A 22817-nucleotide genomic window follows, 5' to 3' on the forward strand; every position below is an offset into this window, starting at 1 on the left:
CTCCGGCATGACCGCGAAGACCGTGGCCCCCTGGGTCAGGACCCGGCTGCGCACCGCCCCCGGCGCGGCCTGCGCGCTGGCCGTGCTCGTCCTGCTCACCGCGTTCCTGGCGGCCGCGCTGCCGCGCGCCGTCGACGCGTACGAGACCGAGGGCCTGCGCCGCGCCCTGGACACCGCCGCGCCCTCCTCGACCACGCTCCAGCTCTTCGGCTCCACGGGCAGCGTCGCCGACGACGGGCAGTCCGAGGCGGTGCTGCGGCCCCAGCACCTGGCGCGCGGCCAGGAGGAGTTCGTCAAGGTGCTCCCCGAGCCGCTGCGCGCCGACGTCGCGCAGTCCTCGCGCGGGGTGCGCACCGCTGACTTCCTGCCGGTGCCCCGGCCGTTCCGCACCCTGCTGCCCAAGATGAAGCCGCCGATGTTCCGGCTGTACGCGCAACAGGGCGTCCCGGAGCACTCCACCCTGGCCGCCGGGCGCATGCCCGTCGCCTCCGACGACACCACCGGCGCCACCACGCGCATCGAGGCCGCCGTGACCACGCAGACCGCGAAGGACCTGCGCATCACCCCCGGCACCGTCCTCGAAGTGCCCGGCCAGCGCGGCCCGCTCGTCGTCACCGTCACCGGCGTCGTCGCCCCGCGCGACCCCGCCGGGGCCTACTGGGCGACCGAGCCCGTCACCCGTACCCCCGCGCTGGTCCTCACCAAGGACCTCGAACGCTTCTGGCAGGCCGTGCTGCTGGTGCCGCCCGCCGCGGGCCCGGCCCTGCGGGGCGCCTCCGGCAGCCCCGAGACGTACTGGAACCTGCCGCCCGACACCAGCAGCCTCACCCCGCGTGACCTGGACGCGCTCGGCTCCGCCGTCACCTACGTGCAGAACGGCCCCGGGCTCCTCGACCTCCAGGGCGTCGTCGGCCAGGCCGGGCTCCGCACCGACCTGGGCCTCGTCCTGGACCGCTACTCCGCCGTGCGCGACGCGATCGGCCCGGTCGTCGCCGTCGCCGCCGTCGGGGTCGGCGCCGTCGCCCTCGTCGTGCTGTCCATGGCGGGCGGCCTCGCCGCCACCCGGCGCCGCGCCGAACTGGCCCTGCTGCGCTCGCGCGGCGGCTCCCTGGCCGGCATCGGCGGACGGCTGCTCGCCGAGATCGCCGTGATCACCCTCCCGGCCACCGCGGCGGGACTCGGCCTGGCCCTCTGGCTGGTCGGCCCGGCCCGCACCGGCCCCGCGCTGCTCGCCGCCCTCGCCGTCGCCCTGGTCGCCACCACCGCGCTCCCGCTGCGCGCCGTCGTCGCGCACCGCAGGCCGCCGTCCGGCGGGGCCCGCGAGGACGTGGTGCACGCGCGCCCCTCCCGGCGCCGCACGGTCGCCGAACTGACCCTGCTGGTCCTGGCGCTGGGCGCGGTCGTGGCCCTGCGCCGCCGGGGCGCCACCGACGCGGGCGACCTGCTGGTCAGCGCCGCCCCGGTGCTCGTCGGCACGATCGCCGCGTTCCTGCTCGTCCGGCTCTACCCGCTGCCGCTGCGGCTCGCCGCCCGCCCGGTGGCCCGGCTGCGCGGCGCGATCGGCTTCCTCTCCCTGGCCCGGGCCGGGCGCACCGCCACCACCGGCGCGCTCCCGCTGCTCGCGCTGCTCATCGCGCTGACCACCGCCGCCTTCGGCGGCTCGGTGCTGGCGGGCGTCGCCGACACCCGGGACCGCGCCGCCACCCTCGCCACCGGCTCCGACGCCCGCGTCTCCGGCCCCAACGACGCCTTCCCGCTGCCCAAGGGCCTGGCGGAGAAGGTCCGTTCGTCGCCCGGCGTACGCAGCGTGGTGACCGTCCAGGTCGAGTACGGCGTCGAGCTGGCCAAGTCCGACGTGGGCGGCGACTCCACCAACATCACGCTCGTCGGCGTCGACCCGGCCTCCTACGACCGGCTCTCCCGCGACCGTGGCCTCGGCTCCGTCCCCCCGGACCTGCTGGCCTCCACCGGCAAGGGCGGGGTCGGGCCGGACGGCGAGGACGCGAAGCGGGTGCTGCCCGCGCTCGCCTCCCCCGGCGCGGCCGCCGCGATCGGCTCCGGCACCCGCGCCCTGAGCACCGCGTCCGGCGAATTCCGGGTCAAGGTGGCGGGCGTGCGGACGGGCACCCCGGCGGTGCCCGCCCAGGAGTTCCTGGTCGTCAACGAGCAGGACCTCACCCACCGGGTGCCCACCGTCCTCCTCGCCGGGGGCGACTCCATCGACGCCGCCGCCCTGCGCGCGAACGTGAAGTCCGTCGCGCCGCCCTTCGCCGTGACCCTGTGGGCCGAGGAGCGCGCCGCGTTCACCGACTCGCCCATGCAGTCCGGCGCCGAGCGGATCTACACCGCCGCGATCGCCGCCGGAGCCGGGTACGCGGTGCTCGCGCTGCTGCTCTCGCTCCTCGGCACCGCCGCCGAACGCACCACGCTGCTGGCCCGGCTGCGCACCATGGGCCTCACCACCCGGCAGGGCCGCAGGCTGCTCGGCCTGGAGGCGCTGCCGCAGACGCTGCTCGCCGCCGCGGGCGGTGTCGCCGTCGGCTGGGCCACCATCGAGCTGCTCTCCCCCGGGGTGAACCTGGGGCAGCTCGCGCTGGCCGCCGCGTCCGACGGCGCCGCCGTCCGGGGGCTGCCGCTGCGCGCCGACGCGTGGTCGCTGGCCGTGCCCGCCGCGGCCGTGGTGGCGATCGCCGCCGCGGTCGCCATGACCCAGGCCTGGTGGGTCGCCCGCCGCGGCTCGATCAACGAACTCAGGGCAGGAGACTCCCGATGACCGCGACCACGGGGAACACGACGGCCGCCGGCGCGACGGCCACCGCGGGGGACGCCACCCTCGCCGACCTGGAGCGCCGGGCCACCGCCCGCCGCGACCGGCCGGCCTACGGGCACGACGCCCTGATCGCCTGCGACCGGCTGGTACGGATCTTCACCGCGGACGGCGTCGAGGTGCAGGCCCTCCAGGGCCTGGACCTGCTGGTCGAGGAGGGCGAACTGATGGCCCTGGTCGGGGCGTCGGGCAGCGGCAAGTCCACCCTGATGAACATCCTGGCGGGCCTGGACGTGCCCACCGCCGGCGCGGCCAAGGTCGCCGGGCGCGACCTGCTCGCCATGGGCGCCAAGGACCGGCTCGCCTACCGGCGCGAGGTGGTCGGCTTCGTCTGGCAGCAGACGGCGCGCAACCTCCTGCCGTACCTGACGGCAGCTCAGAACGTGGCGCTGCCCATGCAGTTGAGGGGCCGCTCCGGACGCACCGGCCGCGCGGCGAAGGCCGAGCGGGTGGAGTCGCTGCTGGCGATGCTGGAGGTCGCCGACTGCCGCGACCGCCGCCCGCACCAGATGTCCGGCGGCCAGCAGCAGCGCGTCGCCATCGCGGTGGCCCTGGCCAACAACCCCTCGGTCCTGCTCGCCGACGAACCGACCGGCGAACTGGACTCGGCCACCGGCGAACAGGTCTTCGCGGCCTTCCGCCGCGCCAACGAGGAGCTGGGCACCACGATCGTCATCGTCACCCACGACCAGGCGGTGGCGAGCGAGGTGCGCCGCACGGTCGCCATCCGCGACGGCCGCACGTCCTCGGAGGTGCTGCGCCGCACCGAGGTGGACGCGGAGGGCCAGGAGTCCACGGTGGCACGGGAGTACGCGATGCTCGACCGCGCGGGCCGCCTGCAGCTCCCGTCCGACTACACGGACACCCTGGGCATGCGCCACCGGGTGATGCTGGAACTGGAACAGGACCACATCCAGGTGTGGCCGGACGGGGAGGAGTAGGGGGCCACCCCCCGGCGTCCCGTACCGGTCAGACCGGGCTCACGGCCAGCCCGACGGGCCCCGACTCCCGGACGACCACGGCTCCGTACGGCGTGCTCAGTCGCAGCCACGGGCCCGCGGCGAACAGCCGGACCGGCACCTCGCCCCCCGGCAGGAACCCCAGCGACTGGGCCGCGTGCACCGTGCGCAGCGGCACCCGGGTGCCGGGCAGGTGTCGCGACCAGATCTCCCGCCCGATCCGCTCGCGCTCCGCGCGGGTACCGCGCTCGGGCGGCAACTCGGCGTCACGGGACCGGAATTCGGCGATCGCCCCGGCCACCGCGGCGCGCAGGCCGAGCGCGTCCGGCAGCCCGGGCAGCTGCTGCCAGCCGCCGCGCGGCGGCAGCACCCCGGTCCAGGGCGGTCCGGTGACGGGGCCCGGCACCATCGCCTTGCCCGCCGACTCCTCGATCCCGTCGAGGAGTTCACCGGCGGAGACGGTGACGTCGAGCGGCCCGTCGTCGACCAGGCGTGCCGTGCGGATCGCCAGGACCTCGAAGGACGGCGGGCGGCCGAACACGGCGAGGGCCCCGCCGCCCGCCCGCAGGCGGACCGCGGCGGCCCGGTCGTAGTGGATCAGCCGGGCCAGGAAGGCGGCGAGTGCGGCCGCCTCCCTGGCGTCGGCGAAGTGCAGCGGCGCCGTCATGCGGCGGCGGCCTCCCCACGCATGCCGTCGTCCAGGTACTCCTCCAGGAAGGAGCGCTCCTCCGCGGTGATGCGGCGGGGACGCTGGGCCTCCAGGTTGAAGGGGACGACGACCGTGGACGCCCGTACGTACACCTGCTCGGGGTCCTTGACCTCGTACGCGATCGTCAGCGACGCGGCGCCTATCTTCGTCACCCAGGACTCGATGGTCACCGGCTCGTGGCGGTGCACCAGCGGGCGTACGTAGTCGATCTCGTGCCGGGCCACGACGGACCCGCCGGAGAACGACGGGGAGCCCTCCCCCGGCGCGAGGCGGAACATGAAGTCGATCCGCGCCTCTTCCAGGTACCGCAGGAAGACGACGTTGTTGACGTGCCCGAAGGCGTCCATGTCCGACCAGCGCAGGGGGCAGGCGTAGATGTGGCGCACGCTCAGCCTCGGGTCAGCTTCTTGTAGGTGGCGCGGTGCGGACGGGTGGCGTCCGGGCCGAGCCGCTCGACCTTGTTCTTCTCGTACGACTCGAAGTTGCCCTCGAACCAGAACCACTTGGAGTCGCCCTCGTACGCCAGGATGTGCGTGGCGACCCGGTCCAGGAACCAGCGGTCGTGGGAGACGACCACCGCCGCGCCCGGGAAGTCCAGGAGCGCGTTCTCCAGCGAGGACAGGGTCTCGACGTCGAGGTCGTTGGTCGGCTCGTCGAGGAGCAGCAGGTTGCCGCCCTGCTTGAGGGTGAGCGCGAGGTTGAGGCGGTTGCGCTCACCGCCGGAGAGCACGCCGGCCGGCTTCTGCTGGTCCGGGCCCTTGAAGCCGAACGCGGAGACGTAGGCGCGGGACGGCATCTCGACGTTTCCGACGTTGATGTAGTCCAGCTCGTCCGACACGACCGCCCAGAGGGTCTTCTTGGGGTCGATGTTGGCGCGGCCCTGGTCGACGTAGGAGATCTTGACGGTCTCGCCGACCTTGATCTCGCCGGAGTCGGGGGTCTCCAGGCCCTGGATCATCTTGAACAGCGTGGTCTTGCCGGCGCCGTTGGGGCCGATGATGCCGACGATGCCGTTGCGCGGCAGGGTGAAGGACAGGTCGTCGATGAGGACCTTGTCGCCGAACGCCTTGGAGAGGTTGTTGACCTCGACGACGATCGAGCCCAGGCGCGGGCCCGGCGGGATCTGGATCTCCTCGAAGTCCAGCTTCCGCATCTTCTCGGCCTCGGCCGCCATCTCCTCGTACCGCGCGAGGCGGGCCTTGGACTTGGCCTGGCGGCCCTTGGCGTTGGAGCGGACCCACTCCAGCTCTTCCTTGAGGCGCTTGGCGCGCTTCTCGTCCTTCTTGCCCTCGACCTTGAGGCGCTCGGCCTTCTTCTCCAGGTAGGTGGAGTAGTTGCCCTCGTAGGGGTGCGCGCGGCCGCGGTCGAGCTCGAGGATCCACTCGGCGACGTTGTCGAGGAAGTACCGGTCGTGGGTGACGGCCACGACGGCGCCCTTGTACTGGGCCAGGTGCTGCTCCAGCCAGTTCACGGACTCGGCGTCGAGGTGGTTGGTGGGCTCGTCGAGGAGCAGCAGGTCGGGCGCCTCGAGGAGGAGCTTGCAGAGCGCGACGCGGCGCTTCTCGCCACCGGACAGCGTGGTGACCGGCCAGTCGCCGGGCGGGCAGCCCAGGGCGTCCATGGCCTGCTCCAGCTGGGCGTCCAGGTCCCACGCGTTGGCGTGGTCCAGGTCGTCCTGGAGCTTGCCCATCTCCTCCATCAGCTCGTCGGTGTAGTTGGTCGCCATTTCCTCGGCGATCGCGTTGAACCGGTTGAGCTTGGCCTTGATCGGGCCGACGCCGTCCTCGACGTTCTCCAGGACGGTCTTGGACTCGTCGAGCTTGGGCTCCTGCATCAGGATGCCGACGCTGTAGCCGGGCGAGAGGAAGGCGTCGCCGTTGGACGGCTGCTCGATGCCCGCCATGATCTTCAGGACGGTCGACTTGCCGGCGCCGTTGGGGCCGACCACGCCGATCTTGGCTCCCGGCAGGAAGTTCAGGAAGACGTCGTCGAGGATCACCTTGTCGCCGTGAGCCTTGCGCGCCTTGCGCATCGTGTAGATGTACTCAGCCAAGAGAAACCGTCCGGCAAAGAGTGAGTGGGCAGATACACCCCATCTTGCCAGCCGTCCATCCCCCGGGGGAAACCGGTATCGCGCGCGCTCCTGACCAGCGGCGCAGCCCGGTGGGCCGGAGTACGGGAACGCGAGTGGCCCCGGAGGCGGTTCGCCTCCGGGGCCACTCGATCACGCTGGGTCATGCGCGGTCACCGTGTGTACGGTTCGGTCGGTGACCCGGGGGCCACCGACCGGGTCGACTACTGGCCGGTGGCCTTCTTGCGGCGGAGCAGGAAGACGGCGCCGCCGCCGATCACGACCAGGCCGACCGCGACGGCCGCGATGGTCGGGGTGGCGCTGGAGGAGCCGGTCTCCGCCAGGTCGCCGCCGCCCGTGGTGCCCGTGGAGCTGCCGCCCGCGGAGGCCGGGCTCGGGTTGGGGCTGGGGGTGGTCTTCGGCGGGACGGTGTCACCCGTGGTCTTGCAGTCGAGCACGCCCTTGAAGTTCTTGGTGAACCCGTTCGGGCCGGTGATCGTGAAGTCGTACGCCTGGTCCTCGGCGACCGGGATGGTGACGGTCTTGGAGGCGCCGGCCTCGATCGTGTACTCCTGGCCCTTCAGCGTGAAGGTGAAGGGGCGGTCGCCCTCGTTGGCCGCGGTGATGTCGACGCCGCCCTTGGCGCAGTTCTTCTTCGCGGACAGGGCCGGGATGGCGCCCTTGGCGGCCCAGGTGGCGGTGGCGGTCGCGGTGACCGTCGACTCGCTGGAGCCGGCCAGGATCTGGGTCTGGCTCTTGGTGGCGGCGGCGAACGCGCGGCCCACCGGCACCGAGGTGCTGGCCTGGACCGTGAGCGAGGCGCTGCCGTCGGCGGCGCCGGCCGGGACGTCGAAGTACAGCTCGGTGCCGTTGGAGGCCGCGTTCAGCGTCTTGCCGGTCTTGTCGGTGATCTTGACGCCGCTGGCGGCCGCGTCGGCCGGCGGGTTCACGGTGATCTTGCCGGCGTCGGTGTGCACGGTGACCGGGCCGAGCTTGCTGCCCGACTTGCCGGAGACGGCCGGCGGGTCCAGCGTCAGCGACGCCTTCGGCTCGGCCATGTCCTGGGCCTTGTCGTGCAGCCAGTCGGCGAGCTTCTCGGCGGCCGGGTCGACGGCCTCGACGTCGGCGCCGTCCGAGTAGCGCCAGATGGCGACCTGGGTGCCGGCGGCGGCGGTCTTCTCGGTCAGCGGGCCCGAACCCGACTCCTTGGCGAGCCCGGCCAGGTCGTCGACCTGCGGGTAGGAGTGCTGCAGGATCCAGCGGATCTTGCCGGCGTCCTTGTTCACGCCGAGCGAGGTCTGGCTCCAGGGGGTCTCCAGGTACTTGGCCTGGTCCTGGGTCGGGTTGTTGATGTCGATGCAGTACGTCTTCAGCTTGCCGCCGCCGTCGACGGTCATCTCGAAGAGACCCGCGGAGATCCTCCGCTCGTGGCCCTTGGCGCGCAGGACCGCCGTGTCGAACGTCTTCAGGCCGTCCAGCGTGGCGGCCGCGCCGCCCTGATGCTGCGGGGCTTCATCGGCCGCGGCGGCGGCCGTCCCGGCTATCGCGCCCGAGGCGACCAGACCGGAAACCAGGACCGCGGCGGCGAGGCGCTGGACGCCCCTGCCCCGCGCTGACTTGCGTACCGACAACGCAGAAAACACAGATTTCTCCTCCGAGCGAGGGCTCTTTCGCGCGGAACGCGCATGGGGGGATGCCTCGCCAGCAGCCTCAAGTGCCCCGTGAGTACACGGGGATCCTAGAGAGACGAGGGGCCCTGATCCCCCGCCATACGGTCAGATAACCATTCCGAATCGCAATCGTTATCCCCCGTCCCGTGCCCCTCGCCGACACACCCCCGGAACTACTTGCTCCGCTTTCTCAGAAGCCCCCCAAAACCCACCAGTTGCACCAAGTGGGACACCCGCGCCGCACCCACGGACCGGCCTCGGTCACCACCCCGTCACCTCTGGTTCAGCCCCAAGTCCCCTCCCCTTCACGGTTCCTCCATGAATCCCGGCCTCCGGAAGCGCGCCCGCCCCCTTCGTCAGGACACCAGTTCCTCCTTGCGCTCACCGCCCCGCTCACCGCCACGTGCACCACCCGGCCGCCGCTCCACGAGCCCCGGATCCCCCTTGCTCACCCGCCTGAACGCCGCCGTCCCGCGCGACAGGTCGTGGCCCACCGCCACCGCGTCGATGTCCACGAAGATCTTGCGCACCCCCTCCCGCTCGTCCTCGCGCACCCTCAACCGGCCGTGCACCACGAGCGGTTCGCCCACCGAGACCGACGCCGCCAGGTTCGCGCCCAGCGCGCGCCAGGCCCACACCGTGTAGAAGCTGGTGTGCCCGTCCACCCACGCGCCCTGCTCGCGGTCCCATTTGCGGGGCGTCACAGCGAACCTGAACCGCGCCGCCCCTCCCGAGGCCGTCTCCTTGTACTCCACCGCCGTGGCCACGTTCCCCACGACGGTCACCAGCGTGTCGTTCGACATCGTGCTCTCCCCCGCTCTGCCGCCGGTCCCCGCGACCGGCCGGCTGGTTCCCATGCTGGCCCCGACGCGAGAAGTCCGCCGGTCGCTGTGGACGACCGGCGGACTGTGGAAAACTCCGTCACCCCTGGGGGTGAGCAACCTGCCTGTTCCCAGCGGATTTTGGGACCCGCCGGGATCAGCGCACCCCCGACACCGCCGCGTACTGCTCGCGCACCTCCCGGTACCGCATCAGCTCGGTGGCGACGGGATCGAGCACCATGGCCCGCCCGCACCCCGCTGCCGCCTCCCGCAGCCGGCGCTCGGCCTCCTGCCCGTACCGCCGCGCGGGCCCCCGCGCCGCCGCCGCGCACCCCCACTCCACCAGCGGGCCGCCCACGATCCCGGCCAGCATCACGAGCACCGGGGGCAGCAGCGCGGGCTGGAGCACGCCGATGATCTGGCCCACCAGCCACAGCCCGCCGTACACCTGGAGCAGCGTCATGGTGGCCTGCGCCAGGACCGCCGCGGGCCACCACGCGGGCCGCGGCGGCTTGCCGCCCGGCACCCCCACCGTGACGGCCAGCTCGTCCAGCGCCTCCGGCAGCCCCTGCGAGCCGCGCACCGCCGCCTCGCGCACCGCCTGCGCCCAGGGCACCGGCAGCCCGCGGGAGCCCTCGTCGGCCACGATCCGCACGGCCTGCTCCACCCGCTGGCGCGCGGTCAGCTCCTCCTCCGGCTCGGGCTGGTCGGCCCGCCCGCCGCCCGCGCCCGCACGGGTGGCCTCGTACCAGCGCCACAGCCGCAGCCACGGCGTCCCGCAGGCGCGCCCGGCGTTGCGCCGCCACTCGCGTTCGGCGGCCTCGCCCGCCGCGCTCGCGCCGACCGCCACGGCGAGCCGTGCCGCGAAGTCCTCGCGCGCGCCCTCGCCGAGTCCGGTCCGCCCGTCGGCGACGTACACCTGGCGCAGTCGTGCGGCGGCCGCGTCCACGTCGGCGGACAGGCGGCGCTCGGCGGCGCGCCGGCCGCGGACGAACTGTCCGAGCAGTTCACGCAGTTCCGGCACGCCCTCGCCGGTGAGCGCGGACAGCGACAGGACGGTCGCGCCGGGCTCGCCGTGTTCGCCGAGCGCCATGCCGTCGTCGTCGAGCAGCCGCCGCAGGTCGTCGAGGACCTGGTCGGCGGCGTCGCCGGGCAGCCGGTCGATCTGGTTGAGGACCACGAAGGTGACCTCGGCGTGTCCGGCGAGCGGGCGCAGGTAGCGCTCGTGCAGGGCGGCGTCCGCGTACTTCTCCGGGTCCACCACCCAGATCACCGCGTCCACCAGGGCGAGCACCCGGTCCACCTGGTCGCGGTGGCTGGTGACGGCCGAGTCGTGGTCGGGCAGGTCGATCAGGACCAGGCCGTGCAGGGTCTCGTCGCCCTCGCCGCCGGCCAGCGGGCGGCGGCGGAGCCTGCCGGGGACGGCGAGCCGGTCGAGGAGCCCGGCGGCGCCCTCGGACCAGCTGCAGGAGATGGGCGCGGAGGTGGTGGGGCGGCGCAGCCCGGTCTCGGAGATGGGTACTCCGGCGAGCGCGTTGAACAGGGCGGACTTGCCGCTCCCGGAGGCCCCGGCGACGGCGACGACGGTGTGCCGGGAGGAGAGGCGCTGGCGGGCGGCGGCCTCGTCGAGGACCCGTCCGGCCTCGGCGAGGGACTCGGCCTCCAGGCGGGTGCGGGACAGCCCGACGAGTTCGCGCAGGGCGTCCAGGCGGCCGCGCAGGGAGCCGCCGTAGGCGCCGCCGATGGGCACGTGCTGCTCGGCGGGGGCCGGGGCGCCGGGCTCGTCACCCTGCGCGGGTACGGCCGCCCTGCGGGCGATCAGCCCGTCGTCCCACCGGTCCTCTGCTTCGTGCACGCCGGTCACCTCTCCTTCTGCAGTACGGACAGGGCGGCGATGAGCTCGGCCTGTGGTTCGGGGGTCACGTCGAGGGCGTCGAGGGGGGCGAGGCACCGGTCGCGCTCCCCGTGCAGCACCCGGTCCAGGTACGTCGTCACCAGCGCGCCGCCCTTGTCGCGCAGCCGCAGGGCGCCCTGTGCGCCGATCAGTTCGGCGAGCCGTTCCCCCGCGCCGCGGGCGCGCCGGCCGCCGAGCAGGGCGGTGGCCAGGAGGGCGGCGACGGTCTCGGTGTCGGGCGCGGTGTTGCGCTCGGCGCCGCGCACCTCCTCGTCGGCCAGTTCCTCGAGCTCGCGCCGCCAGCGCCGTACGGCCATGCCGACCCGTTCGGCGGCCTCCCGGTCGGGTTCGGCGTGGCCGCCGCCGAGGACGCCGGAGGCGGGTTCGCGCCGCCAGGCCTCCTGGACGCGTTCGTCGGCGGCGGCGACGGCGCACTGGAGCAGGGCGGTCAGCGACTCGACGAGGGCGTCGAGGAGTTCGCCGGCCGAGCTGTCGCGCGGGTGGGCGCGCCACCGCGTGCGTGCGTCCCCGGCGAGGACGGCGCCGCGCTGCAGGGACGCGCGCACGCGCGTGGCCTCCCTCTCGTACGCCTCCTCGACGGCGCCGGTGAGGCGTACGGCGGCGGCGTACTGGGCGGCGACGGCGCCCGCGAGTTCGGGCATGCGCGCGTTGAGGGAGTCGACGACGCCGGTGACGGTGCGGCTGACGGCCTGCTGGCGGGCGGCGGGGTCCTGGGCGCGGTGGGTGAGCCAGTCGCGCAGGGCGGCGACGGCGGTGTCGGGGAGCAGTCCGGTGCCGCCGCCGGCGGACTCGGGCAGCTCGGGGATGGTGAAGCGCGGTACGTCGCCGAGCCCGGCCTTCGCCAGGAGGGCCTCGTACTGGCAGGAGACGTCGGCGATGACCTGGTGGGGCACCCGGTCGAGGACGGTGACGAGGGTCGCGTCGTACTCCTTGGCGGTGCGCAGCAGGTGCCAGGGGACGGCGTCGGCGTACCGCGTGGCGGTGGTGACCAGGACCCACACGTCGGCGGCGCAGACGAGCCGGGCGGCCAGGACGCGGTTCTCCACGACGAGGGAGTCGATGTCGGGTGCGTCGAGGAGGGCGAGGCCGCGCGGCAGCGAGTCGGCGGTCTCGATGCGCAGGGCGTTCTCGTCCTCGGCGTCCTCGGTGCCCTGCCCCTCCTCCTGCTGCGGCAGCCACACGCGCGTGAGGTGCGGAAGCACCCGCATGGACGCGAACCAGTGGTGGTCGTCGGGGTGGCAGACGATCACGGGTGTACGGGTGGTGGGCCGCAGCACGCCCGCTTCCGTGACGCACCGCCCCACGAGGGAGTTGACGAGGGTCGACTTGCCGGCGCCCGTGGAACCGCCGATGACCGCGAGCAGCGGGGCTTCGGGGTCCTTGAGACGGGGCACCAGGTAGTCGTCGAGCTGTGCGAGCAGTTCGGCCCGTGTCTGGCGCGCCCTGGGCGCACCCGGAAGGGGGAGCGGCAGGCGCACGGCGGCGACACGGTCGCGCAGGGCGGAGAGTGCGTCGATGAGCTGAGGCCGTACGTCCAATGTCACCACATGTGAAGAATGCCCAATTTTGACAGCGTTTTGAAGCGTATGAGCATCTCTGCGCGCCGACCGGACACTCGGGACACACGGGATGAGTGGGACGCAGGCATAACGAGTGCACAACACCCGGGCCGCGAGGCGCCAAAAGCGCTGCGGGAATCGCACCTGCCTGCGATTATCGGTTCGCTTCACCGAACCTACACATCGTGCCACGCAGGTGAAGCAACCGGGCCAAGGCGATCGGAGCCCTATCCTTGTCCCCGGCAAGGTCACGGACCACCCACCCCGGGCTCCAGGCCACAAGGCCACCACCGGCCCCCGTAGCTCAGTGGATAGAGCAGGCGCCTTCTAAGCGCTTGGCCGCAGGTTCGAGTCCTGCCGGGGGCGCCACCGCGCGCGTGGAGTCAGGCCCTCCCTCCGGGAGGGCCTTTTCGCTGGTCAGGGGCAACGTAGCGAGTCAGCTGTAGCAGCGGCGTAAGAGCCGGACCCTCCCCTGGTCGGAGCTGGGAAGGTCCGGCTCACTCCGGCTGGCACCGGGTCTTCACAGGTGGCCGCGGAGAATACGCGGTGAAGTTTCTCGCGGGACCCGGCCCGCCCCTCCCCCGCTACTCAGCCGCCCAGCTCCCCGGGCGCCACCTCGGGCAGGTCCCCCTGCGCCTCCATCCGGCGCTTCAGGTCGGGCAGCTGCCCCTCCACACAGTTGGCGTACGTGGAGAGCAGCACGGCCACGCTGTTCCCCGCCCAGTAGGCGACCTGCGCCGGCGGAATCCCGTCGTTGAGCCATTTGGTCAGCCGGGTGTGTCGGATGTCGTAGATCCGCCTCCCCATCGGCGACGCGAACTCCTGCTCCGTCAGCTCCGCCCTACGAGCCGTACGCCAGGCCCGACGGGCAACGGACCCGGCAAGCACGTCCCCGCCCTCCCCCCGGAACACCCGGTCCCCCGGCTTCAGCCCCTCCCTCCGAATGTGCTCCCGCACGGTCTTCGTCAGCGCCGGAGGCCCGGGGACGATCCGGGTCTCCCCCTGGGCCCTCCCCTTCAGCCCCCGCTCCTCACGCAGGGCCCCGTCATCGGTCCAGCTCTTGCCCACCTCCGGCTCAGCCGTGTGGATCACCACCTCGCACCACTGGTCCTCCGCCCCCACGGACGGCAGGACGAAGTCCTCCACCCGCAGCGCCACGGCCTCCTCGGGGCGCGGCCCGAGGAAGTAGACGGTGCTGAAGTACGCGTGCAGCCTCCTCCCGCCCCTGGTGCGCAGCCGGATCCGCTCAAGGATCCGCGCCATCCGGCTCGGGTGGATCAGGGACCGGCGGTCCACGGCCGTGGAGTCCCTGGGCACCGCCCCCTTGCCCTTGGGGAGGGGATTCACCTTCAGCACCTGGTGCTTGACGGCGTACTCCATCGCCACGTTCAGGATCCGCCGGCCGCGCTTGACCGAGCTGGCCGCGGCCCGGGACCCGTCCAGCAGCGTGCCCACGGCCAGGAGGACTTCGTCGACCTTGGCCGGGTCCTCCCACACCGCCATGGTCAGCGTGCTGCGCTGGACCCACCTCAGGATCACGGCCACCTCCGGCGGCGCCTCCTCGCGCCGCCGGGTGTTAAAGGCGAACTCCCGCAGCGCCGTACGGACATCGACGGCCGCGAACGCCGACGGCTGCGACCGCAGCAGGGCCACCGTCGTGGACATGAGCGCCTTCGCCGTGTTCTTGCGGCTGTTCCCCGCAGTCCTCTGCCACTGAGCGTCCGCGAACTGCACCGCGAAGTCGTACCAGTTGACGGAACTGGCCCCGGACTGGAACGAGGCGGGACGCCCCGTGGCGAGGCTGAAAGCCTCACCACGGCGCGCAGCACTGATCAGATCGGAACGGAACGACTCCGAGAGCGACTTCGTGGTGAAAGGCGCCCGCCACTCCTTGCCCTCCACCTCCCACCGGACCGTGTACGTGGTCTTGCGCTTGCCGCGATAGACGGACGTCTTCCAGAACTTCACGTTGTACGTCGCGCCGTCCATCAGGCGGCATCCTCCCGGTCGTCCAGCCAGCGCTCGTACTCACTGCGCCTGATCCTCAACGCCCCGTTGGGGAGCTTGATGCAGCGCGGAGCCCGGCCCTTGGCACGCCATTCGTAGAAGGTGGAGGGAGCGATCTCCAGGTCCTCGCAGATGTCGGCGGGGGTGAGCTTGTCTCCCTGCCTGACGCCCCGCGCACCGCCGCCGCTCCTCTTGTGATCACCCACGTCCTTGCGTCTCCTCCTGGAGAATCCGCAACATCCGCCACGCCGCAACATTGCTGGTCAGAGGCTTGAATCTGTGGCGGATGCCGATTGTGTGGCGGATAGATGCCGACACGCACGCCCGTGTCAGCACCTATCCGGAGGGGCGGGATCAGCCGACGCTGCGCAGCGCCGGCGCCCCCGCAGCGGGCACCGTGTGGCCGGTCCTATCCGCCACACCGGAGCTATCCGCCACAAATTCACCCCCGCTGACCTGCGATGTTGCGGCGTGGCGGATGTTGCGGATTTCAGGGAGCGGAGGGCAGTAGCGGGCCCACGCGTCACCGAGGTCTTCGGCGTAGTAGCCCTTGGGCGTCGTGCTGCCCACCCGGATGCCACGCGGCTTGATCGGGCGGCTGTCGGGGCGCACGTACCAGCCCAGGAGCTTGGACAGGCCGCGGGAAGTGAGGGGCTTGCCGTCGTCGTTCATGTCCGCCCACGGCGCGTCGTCGAGACCGAGGAGGACTTCGAGGATGGCGGCGGTGGGCATGCGGTCGACGCCGCAGAACACCCGGTCGCGCAAGTCGATCAACAGACGCACCCCGAGGGACTCCTCGTCGGAGAACGACGCGGACTTGATCAGGTCCACGCACGCCGCGCGGGCTCGCTCGGGCCACGTCCCGCCGGCCGCGTCGGCGACCGCGAGGAGCGGCTCCCAGACGTCGGCGGGACGGTCGGTGACGCCCTCAGGCATCTCGGGCCAGGCGTTCGCGATGTCGTCGTGGACCGTCTTGGCCCAGTCGGCGAGACGATCACGCAGGGCGTGGCCCAGCTTCTCGTGCTCGCGACGGCGGTAGGGGTCGCACTTCTCGTTGGGGGCGCGCTTGCGCATGCGGATGATGACCGAGCGGGTCAGGATCGTGTCCGGCAGGGAGCCGAGTCCGGCCATGGCGACAGCGCAGAACGAGGAGAACCACTCGGCGTTCTGGTTGGAGCCGTCGCCGACGCAGCGCAGGGACTTCCCGCCGCGCCGGTAGCCGGAGTTGAGGAACCCGCGGACCTCTTCGTTCCCGCCGGCCTTGGGGCCGAAGACGGTGTCGATCTCGTCGAAGAGCAGCGTGGGAGTGCCGCCGTCGGACTCGACAAGCCGGAAGAGGGCGTTGGCGGTCGCGTTGACCGTGGTCGCCGCGCGCGGGGTGAGGGTCTCCACGATCTCCAGGGCGCGGGACTTGCCCGACCCGGGCTCCGGGGAGAGGAACGCCAGGCGGGCGGTGCCGTCGAACGCGTCGATCAGGTGGGCGTGCGCGTCCCACAAGGCGACGGCGACGTAGGCGTGCTCGCTGGGGAAGACGTTGAAGCGGCGGTGGAAGCGCTCGACGTCGTCGAGGAGCGCCGCGCCGTCGATGGGCTCCGGTCCGGTCATCGGGCGGCCCTCCCTTCGTGCGGGGTGCGGAGCGGGCAGGTGGTGCGATGCTGTTCGTGATCGCTGATCAGGGCCAGCACGGCAGAGTGGCCGATGGCGTTGCGGTCCCTGCCGCACGCGCAGACGGACGTGGCCGTGGGCGTGCGGTGGAGCGGGGCGCGGATGTGGAGCATGGCCACGATGAAACGGCCGTCGCCCGCGGCGGGACTGGTCGCCTGAGGAGCATCGGGAAGAGCTGAACGGACGGCCTGACGGCCGCCGCCCTTTGTGCCACGGCTGCGGGCGGGGCCCGGCCGGAGCGGGCGCCCGCTGGGTTCGTCGGTGTGCTGGGGAGGCTTTTCAGGGGAGGGGACGAGGCGGAGGGTGGTCACTGCGCCTCCCGCGGTCGGGCGGTGCGGATGGACCAGTTCAGGGCGCTGCGCAGGGTGGAGCGGCATTCGTGAGCCTTGAGTCCGGCCGCCTCCCCTGCCCCCTGAAAAGCCTCCTCCACCACGTGGCGGGGGATGTCGCCCCAGGCCACGAAGCGCCCCATCGCGCGGGCGGCCTCGAACAGCCGCCGCTCCCGGCCGCCTTCGGGTGTGCTGGTGATGCTGTCCCGCTCCCGTACGAGCGCGACGCTCGCGACCCGGGACGCATCGCGCGGTGCTCGCAGCGCCCCGGCGGTCCGCGGGGCGGGCGCCGGGGCGAGTGCCTGGCGCAGCCACGCGGGGAGCGGGACAGGCGGGGTCGGGTCGGTGAGGGTGTAGGCGCCGGTGGGGGTGGTGCTGTCAGGGGCGACGACGTAGCCGCCCCAGGCGCGGGTGTCGATGCTGGGCGCCAACGTGTCCTGGGTGTTGGCCAGGCGGGAGCCGACGGGGGCGGTGAAGTACAGGTGGTGTCCGCCGCTGGGCGTCCGCACCGTGTACGTGCGGGGCACTGGGGTGCCGGCGCGCTCGCAGAGCGCCAGGAAGTTCGTCGCCCCGTCAGGGGCGTCCTCACTGTCTTTGTCCCGTGCCTGGTCGAGATCGACGACGACCAGGCCGGCAGGGCCGGTGGCGATCCCGATGTTGAACGCGCCCGTGCTCCAGGCGGCGCGGATGCGGTCGGGGTCGGTGGTGGCGCGCTGCTCCCACTTCGCGTGGCCGGCGGCGCAGGGGCCGGTGCGGGGGCAGGCGGCTTCGCCGTGGAGGGCGGGGCGCTTGCTGCCGGGGCGCAGGGGGAAGACGGGCCAGCCGCGGGCGGCGGCGGTGAGGGCGGAGTCCAGTAAGGACGTCCGCCGGACGTTTTGGTCAGGGGTCATGCCGGATGCCTCCGGTTCAGTGAGTGGTGCTGGTGGAGGAGGGCGGCCCCGCGACTTTGGCGAGACGAGGGGGCCGCACTGACGCGCGCATGGGGGCCGTGGGGAAATTGGGGCTGGTGTTGTCAGTGGTGGTAGGTAGATTCGAAGGATGACCACTCTTGAGCTTGTCCCGGGCATGATCACCACGCGGGAGGACGTTGCCGCGGTCTACGGGGGATCGGTCTACAGCGGGGGCATCGTGCCGGCGCCCAAGTCGGACGCGGTGTTCGTGTACTCCGACCCGGCGGCCGGCGCGAAGCACGGCTACACCTTCGACGGGTGGGCCGAGGCCGACGAGTTGGGCCCGCTGTTCCTGTACACCGGCGCCGGCGGCACCGGTCACCAGGAGATGGTCCGCGGTAACAAGACGCTCATGGAGACCCGGGACAACGGGCGGGTGATCCATTTGTTCGTCGCCGCCGGCAGGGTCAAGGGCAAGAAGCTGATGACCCAGCGCTACGTGGGCCGGGTCAAGCTGGACGAGACCGAGCCCGTAGTGGAGCGGCAGGCGCCGGACAGCAACGGTGACATGCGCAGCGTCTACGTCTTCCGGATGCGGCCGGCCATGGAGGGCTTGGTCGTCACCGGCGACGACGTCCAGCCACCCGCGAACGAATTCTCGCAGATAGAGCTGCCCAAGAAGCCGAAGATCTCGAAGGTGCCCAAGCAGCCCGGGGCCAAGGACAAGAAGACTGAGAACCACACCACGAAGCAGACGACCGCGAACGTCAATGGCGGCCCGAAGGAGGTCTTCCGCCGCGAGGGCGAGCTGTGCACCGCCTTCGAGGCGTACCTGGAGGGTCTCGGGCACATCTGCAAGAGCTTCCAGATCACGGTCCCGGGCGAACCGGGCACCTTCACCCCGGACCTGTACGACGAGACGGACAACGTCCTGTACGAGGGCAAGGGCCAGGCCACACGCAACAACGTGCGCACCGCCATTGGCCAGCTGCTCGACTACCGACGTCACATCAAGGCCAAGACCGGTATGCGGCTGGCGGTGCTGCTGCCGGACGAGCCGACGGCCGACGTCCGCGCTCTGCTGGACTCGGTGGAGATCGGGTTGGTCACGCAGACGCCGGACGGTGGCTTCGCAGGTCTGCCCACGCCGGCGCAGCAGGCTTAGGCTGGTGGTGCCGGCCCTCCGAGAGGCGCTGGTGGACAAGGGCGGCCCCGCGACTTTGGCGAGACGAGGGGGCCGCCCTTGGCGCAGCTAGAACGGGGGCTTCTCGCTGTACTCGCTGTTCGCCGTCCACGCGTCGGCGCCCGCGCTGGCACCGTTCTTCGTGGTGGTCCTGGCGTTGACGGTGATCGTGGTGAAGCGCAGGGACGCGCCGATCTCGTCGATCTCCAGGGCGAGCATCGAGCGGTTCTCGCCCTCGGGCGTCTGCCAGTTGTGCTGGCGGATGCGGCCGGAGGCGACGACGCGGGAGCCCTTGGTCAGGGACTCGGCGATGTGCTCGGCGAGCTGGCGCCACGCGGCGCAGCGGAAGAACGTGGAGGTGCCGTCGGCCCACTGGTTCTTCTCGCGGTCGAAGACGCGCGGGGTGGAGGCGATGGTGAACTTCGCCAGCGCCGCGCCGCCGTCGGTGAACTTCAGCTCGGGGTCGGCGGTCAGGTTGCCGATGACGGTGATCGGGGTCTCTCCGAACGACATGCTGATCTCTCCTTCGAGCAGGGCTACTTGGTCTTGGGGCGGGCGAGCTTGAGCGTGATGCCGCCGAGTCCGATCGGCCCGGCGGTGCTGGCCAGGAGGGCGGCGGTGTGGGTGGCGAACTCGATCAGGGCCAGGACCGCGGCGGCGGTGCCGATCAGCCCGAGGGCGACGGCGAAGCCGATCCCGACGGGCCAGAGCCAGGCCCGGCCCGAACGGGCGGGCGCCGCCGGCGGCGGTGCGGGGTGGACGACGATGATCGTGCGTCCCTCACGCTCGGCCTGCCGGTAGATCTCGGCGGGGATGTGCGGGGCGAGGGTGCCGGCCGGTTCGCGATGCGTCATGGCGGTGCTCCCTTCCGGTGTGCGGGCAGGGCCCGGCGCCCGTCCACGGGCGTGCGTGGACAGGTGTGAGCGGTGGGTGTCAGGCGTGAGTGTCAGGCCGGTGTCAGGCGGGAGTGTCAGGGGTGTCTGACACCGCGGTTTGCCTGAGGGTTCGGGTGTCAGGCGGGGCCTGACGGTGTCAGGTGTCAGGCCGCGGCCAAGGCGGGAACGATGCGCCACCGGCCGGTGGTGTTCGTCGCCTCCAGCCGTCCGTCCTGGGCGGCCTTCTTGAGCTGGTCGGAGACCCACGGGCGGGAGAGGCTGTTGCGGTCGCACCAGTCCTTGAAGTCCTTCGGGCCCACGATCATCTGCCCCGCGCCCTCGAACTCCGCCAGCGCCTGGACGAACAGCCGCCGTGCCTCCTGAGGGGTCGGCTTGTGCCCGCCGCCCTGGTCGAAGATCGGCGCGTCGTCGCCGTCCTCGGGCTCGGGGAGTTCGGCCTCGGGGTCGATCCCCTCGTCCTCGGAATCCACCAGTGCACCGTTCGGCCCCACCACGGTCCCCTCCTCGTCCTCGTCGACGGCCCGCAGCCTCCGGCCGGACTGTTCGCTCTGGCCGGCCACCGGGCGGCCGGCGTACGCGCGGCCGGCGACGGCCGTCGCCGCTCCGGCGGTGACCGGCCCGGCCCCGGCCCCGTGCTCCTGGGCCCAGGTGGCGAGCTGTTCCATGACCGGGACGGCCCGCTGGGTGAAGCGGCGGGTGCGGCCCGGGGAGGGGTAGCGGTCCTCGGCGATGCCGGGCGAGACGACGTAGCAGTAGCCCGGGCGCCGGTTGCCCCACGCCCCCGGGTGCGCGCCCGCGGCCAGGACCTCGTCCGGCAGGACGAACCCTTCGTCGCGCGGGTCGCAGCCAAGTGCGACCACGGACGGCAGGGACGCCCGGGTGGAGGTGGACATCTGGTCGTACGAGGGGCGCTGCAGCGACACGATCAGGGCGATGCCGGCGGACCGGGCTTCCTGGGCGATGCCGGTGAACGCGTCGTCGCCGAGCTGGCGCAACGTGTTCGCGGACTCCTCGAACCAGGACACCAGGAACGGCATCCCCGCACACCCGCACGCCCCGCCCTTGCGGCAGGAGTGCGCCGGATCGTTCTGCACCTGGGCGGCTTCCGCGACCCACTGGCGGTAGCCGTGCGCCCCCAGCCACGCCGTACGGGCAGGGATGGCGGCCTTGACGGCCTCCACCATGATCTCGGTCTCCGCGCCGCCTTCGGCCGCCCAGTCCAGCGCCGGGCGCAGGGGCGCGAAGTCCTGGAACGCCTTGGGATCGGAGAACCACACGACGACGTCGCGCCGCGAGACGATCTCGGTCAGCAGGTTCAGCGCCGCGTCCCCCTTGCCCGACCCCGTACCCCCGGCGATCAGGAGGTGGGTGGAGTTGCGGCCCGCGTCGGGGTCGCCGGGAAGCCAGAGCACGAGCGCCGAGCCGTCGTCGTACCGGCCGATCACCAGCGGTTCGGCGATCGAGCCGCCCAGGTTCGACGGGCCGTCCCATTCGACGACTTCGGCGAGCATGTCCTCCGGCACGATCACCAGCTCACCGCGCCGCGCCGACCCCGGGTCGGGCAGGTAGCGCACCGCGGAGGCGGGCAGGTCCAGCGCGGACGCGATCCGGGTCAACACCTTGGCCACGTCGTCGTTGGTCTGCTCCCCGCCCTGCAACGCCACCGGCGCCGTCACCCGGTTCGGCTCGACCTTCGCCGCCCCGATCTGCGCCCGCGCCAGCCCCACCTTCTCCAACAGACCACCGTCGGCGCTGCCCGGTGCGGCTTCGGGGTTGTGGCGCAGGACCATGCGCACGTTCCACGACAGGGCCAGCGCGGGGCCGCCCATCAGGAACAGGTCGTCCAGCGGCCCGGCGGTCGGTCCGGCCAGGCACGCAGCGGTGACCCACGTCGTGCCGGCCGCCACGGTGACGGCGGAGTGGAGGCGGCGCTGGGTGCTGGTGGACTTGCCCGCCCACCACGTCGCCCCGGTCAGCGCGACCGACGCCAGCGTGAGCCCCACGCCCGCGGCGGCGGACTCCTCCCACCGCCAGTGCCCCAGCACCCCGGCCAGCCCGGTGCCGGTCCAGCCCAGCCACGGGGGAAGGTGCGGCTTGAGGTGGTGCAGCAGGTACGCCCCGACGGTGCCGCCCTGCGGGGAGTCGGCGAGCGCGTACCCGGCCAGCATCGCGTTGTCGTCCGCGAAGCCCCGGCCGTGCCGCCCGCTGTTCCTGTGCCTGTTCATCAGCGTCCTCCTTCCTTACTGCTGGGCCCAGTTCATGACCGGGACCTGCGGGCGCCGGGCACGGTGCCGTACGCGGTTGATCTCCTCCTCGAACTCCTGCTGGAACACCGAGTAGCAGGCGGCGGCATTCTTGGCCGCGTCCCGCAGGGAGTCCGCGGCGCGGTTCATCTTCCGGGCCACCTTCGCCGCCCGGATCCGCGACCCGAACGCGCGCCCCTCGGGGTCCGGGACCGCCGCGAGCACGCCCTTGAGGATCTCGGCGCCCATCGCCACCTCGATCGACAGCGTCACGGCCGCCGCCCGCAGCGAGTTGCAGTACTGCCGAACCTGCGCCGGCGACCCGAACTCCGGCGACGGCAGTAGCGCCTCACCGTGCGGCCGACGGCCCGCACTCTGCCCGCGGCCGTGGGTCTTGGAGTTGTTGACGGTGACGTTGATCGGCGGGGCGAACGAGCCGCCCAGCGCGCCGACGAACCCGCCCGCCGCTGCGCCGGCCGCGGCGAACTTGTTGGACTTGAAGTCGTTGGTGCGCCCGGCCGGTCGGCGCGGGCGCTGGTGGGTGGAACCCTGGGCCATGACGGTCCTCCTTCAGCTCAGTGGGTACGGCGGACGATCAGCCACGCGGTCTGCGCGACGATCCACAGCAGCAGCCAGACGACCTCCAGCGGCCCCGCCAGCGGACCGAACACGACCGCCAGCGCAAGCCACGCGCCCGCGACCGTGGCCAGGGTGGCCAGGGCGATGCGCCAGGCCAGCACCGTGGCGCGGCCGGGACGGGCACGCTGCATCAGCAGCAGCCACGCGGCCGGACCAGCGGCCAGCAGCCCCAGCGGGACGCCCGCCCACGGCGCGGAGGTGTGCAGCACCGCCGCCAGTACAAGGGCCAGCACCGCAAGGACGGTCGGGACCAGAGCCCGGCGGGCGCCCCACAGCACACGGCCCACGAAGAGGGCGGCTTCGCTCAGCAGGGAGGGGCGTTCGGGGATCACGACAACGAACGGCTGAGCCGTCCGCCGACCGTGCTGACGCGGGATGTGCACGCTGTGGACGCCCGCGGCGCCTCGCGTACGGATACGACTGGGCACAGCAAC

Annotated in this window: 19 protein-coding genes and 1 tRNA gene; 4 read left to right on the top strand and 16 right to left on the bottom strand. The window is 72.7% G+C overall.

Annotated elements, in window-relative coordinates; all coding sequences use genetic code 11:
- The first annotated feature begins 7 nt into the window (after nucleotides 1–7).
- Nucleotides 8–2773: an ABC transporter permease gene (locus ABT160_RS01950; RefSeq protein WP_351642287.1), complete on the top strand. Its 2766-nt coding sequence runs from the start codon at nucleotides 8–10 to the stop codon at nucleotides 2771–2773.
- Nucleotides 2770–3768 carry an ABC transporter ATP-binding protein gene (locus tag ABT160_RS01955; RefSeq protein WP_351642289.1) on the top strand — a complete coding sequence of 333 codons (999 nt, stop codon included), beginning with the start codon at nucleotides 2770–2772 and terminating at the stop codon, nucleotides 3766–3768. Before ABT160_RS01950 ends, ABT160_RS01955 begins: the two co-directional genes overlap by 4 nt.
- A 28-nt stretch (nucleotides 3769–3796) precedes the next feature.
- On the opposite strand, the gene ABT160_RS01960 is transcribed toward ABT160_RS01955, so the two are convergent.
- From ABT160_RS01960 to ABT160_RS01990, 7 genes are all read right to left on the bottom strand, one after another.
- Nucleotides 3797–4453: a DUF8010 domain-containing protein gene (locus ABT160_RS01960; RefSeq protein ID WP_351642291.1), complete on the bottom strand. Its 657-nt coding sequence runs from the start codon at nucleotides 4451–4453 to the stop codon at nucleotides 3797–3799.
- On the bottom strand, nucleotides 4450–4881 hold the full coding sequence (locus ABT160_RS01965; protein WP_351642293.1) for an acyl-CoA thioesterase: 432 nt from the start codon (nucleotides 4879–4881) through the stop codon (nucleotides 4450–4452). The genes ABT160_RS01960 and ABT160_RS01965 overlap by 4 nt, the downstream gene beginning before the upstream one ends.
- A gap of 2 nt (nucleotides 4882–4883) precedes the next feature.
- Nucleotides 4884–6548, bottom strand: a complete 1665-nt coding sequence (ettA, locus tag ABT160_RS01970; RefSeq protein ID WP_351642296.1) for an energy-dependent translational throttle protein EttA — start codon at nucleotides 6546–6548, stop codon at nucleotides 4884–4886.
- 242 nt (nucleotides 6549–6790) lie between these two features.
- Nucleotides 6791–8209 carry a Cys-Gln thioester bond-forming surface protein gene (locus tag ABT160_RS01975; protein WP_351642299.1) on the bottom strand — a complete coding sequence of 473 codons (1419 nt, stop codon included), beginning with the start codon at nucleotides 8207–8209 and terminating at the stop codon, nucleotides 6791–6793.
- Nucleotides 8210–8592: 383 nt separating this feature from the next.
- The gene (locus tag ABT160_RS01980; RefSeq protein WP_351642302.1) at nucleotides 8593–9039 is read right to left on the bottom strand and encodes a single-stranded DNA-binding protein; all 447 of its coding nucleotides are present in this window, start codon (nucleotides 9037–9039) and stop codon (nucleotides 8593–8595) included.
- A 175-nt stretch (nucleotides 9040–9214) separates the two neighbouring features.
- A complete protein-coding gene (locus tag ABT160_RS01985; RefSeq protein WP_351642304.1) occupies nucleotides 9215–10912 on the bottom strand; it encodes a GTPase in 1698 nt (565 codons plus the stop codon).
- 5 nt (nucleotides 10913–10917) lie between these two features.
- On the bottom strand, nucleotides 10918–12510 hold the full coding sequence (locus tag ABT160_RS01990; RefSeq protein WP_351643015.1) for a dynamin family protein: 1593 nt from the start codon (nucleotides 12508–12510) through the stop codon (nucleotides 10918–10920).
- Nucleotides 12511–12824: 314 nt separating this feature from the next.
- Between ABT160_RS01990 and ABT160_RS01995 the strand changes: the two genes are divergently transcribed.
- A tRNA-Arg gene (locus tag ABT160_RS01995) sits at nucleotides 12825–12900 on the top strand.
- 219 nt (nucleotides 12901–13119) lie between these two features.
- Here ABT160_RS01995 and ABT160_RS02000 read toward each other — a convergent pair.
- The 4 genes from ABT160_RS02000 to ABT160_RS02015 all read right to left on the bottom strand — a co-directional run bounded on the left by ABT160_RS02000 (nucleotide 13120) and on the right by ABT160_RS02015 (nucleotide 17422).
- On the bottom strand, nucleotides 13120–14520 hold the full coding sequence (locus ABT160_RS02000; RefSeq protein WP_351642307.1) for a site-specific integrase: 1401 nt from the start codon (nucleotides 14518–14520) through the stop codon (nucleotides 13120–13122).
- Nucleotides 14520–14744 (bottom strand): helix-turn-helix transcriptional regulator, encoded by a 225-nt coding sequence (locus tag ABT160_RS02005; RefSeq protein ID WP_351642310.1) that lies wholly within the window; start codon nucleotides 14742–14744, stop codon nucleotides 14520–14522. The genes ABT160_RS02000 and ABT160_RS02005 overlap by 1 nt, the downstream gene beginning before the upstream one ends.
- 148 nt (nucleotides 14745–14892) lie before the next feature.
- Nucleotides 14893–16143 (bottom strand): DUF3631 domain-containing protein, encoded by a 1251-nt coding sequence (locus ABT160_RS02010; protein WP_351642313.1) that lies wholly within the window; start codon nucleotides 16141–16143, stop codon nucleotides 14893–14895.
- Nucleotides 16144–16510: 367 nt separating this feature from the next.
- The gene (locus tag ABT160_RS02015) at nucleotides 16511–17422 is read right to left on the bottom strand and encodes a bifunctional DNA primase/polymerase (protein WP_351642315.1); all 912 of its coding nucleotides are present in this window, start codon (nucleotides 17420–17422) and stop codon (nucleotides 16511–16513) included.
- A gap of 148 nt (nucleotides 17423–17570) precedes the next feature.
- Here ABT160_RS02015 and ABT160_RS02020 point away from each other — a divergent pair, with 148 nt between their 5' ends.
- Nucleotides 17571–18587: an SRA domain-containing endonuclease gene (locus ABT160_RS02020; RefSeq protein WP_351642317.1), complete on the top strand. Its 1017-nt coding sequence runs from the start codon at nucleotides 17571–17573 to the stop codon at nucleotides 18585–18587.
- 87 nt (nucleotides 18588–18674) lie between these two features.
- On the opposite strand, the gene ssb is transcribed toward ABT160_RS02020, so the two are convergent.
- The 5 genes from ssb to ABT160_RS02045 all read right to left on the bottom strand — a co-directional run bounded on the left by ssb (nucleotide 18675) and on the right by ABT160_RS02045 (nucleotide 22811).
- Complete coding sequence (gene ssb / locus ABT160_RS02025) at nucleotides 18675–19118, bottom strand: single-stranded DNA-binding protein (RefSeq protein ID WP_351642320.1); 444 nt, start codon at nucleotides 19116–19118, stop codon at nucleotides 18675–18677.
- A 23-nt stretch (nucleotides 19119–19141) separates the two neighbouring features.
- Nucleotides 19142–19459 carry a hypothetical protein gene (locus ABT160_RS02030; protein ID WP_351642323.1) on the bottom strand — a complete coding sequence of 106 codons (318 nt, stop codon included), beginning with the start codon at nucleotides 19457–19459 and terminating at the stop codon, nucleotides 19142–19144.
- A gap of 185 nt (nucleotides 19460–19644) precedes the next feature.
- Nucleotides 19645–21669 (bottom strand): plasmid transfer protein TraB, encoded by a 2025-nt coding sequence (traB, locus tag ABT160_RS02035; RefSeq protein ID WP_351643018.1) that lies wholly within the window; start codon nucleotides 21667–21669, stop codon nucleotides 19645–19647.
- A 72-nt stretch (nucleotides 21670–21741) separates the two neighbouring features.
- Nucleotides 21742–22302, bottom strand: coding sequence for a plasmid transfer protein TraA (gene traA, locus ABT160_RS02040; RefSeq protein WP_351642326.1), 561 nt, complete (start codon nucleotides 22300–22302; stop codon nucleotides 21742–21744).
- Nucleotides 22303–22319: 17 nt separating this feature from the next.
- Nucleotides 22320–22811, bottom strand: coding sequence for a hypothetical protein (locus ABT160_RS02045; protein ID WP_502984148.1), 492 nt, complete (start codon nucleotides 22809–22811; stop codon nucleotides 22320–22322).
- Between the last annotated feature and the right edge of the window lie 6 nt (nucleotides 22812–22817).

The sequence above is a fragment of the Streptomyces sp. NPDC001941 genome (genome assembly GCF_040296945.1).
GTDB lineage: Bacteria > Actinomycetota > Actinomycetes > Streptomycetales > Streptomycetaceae > Streptomyces.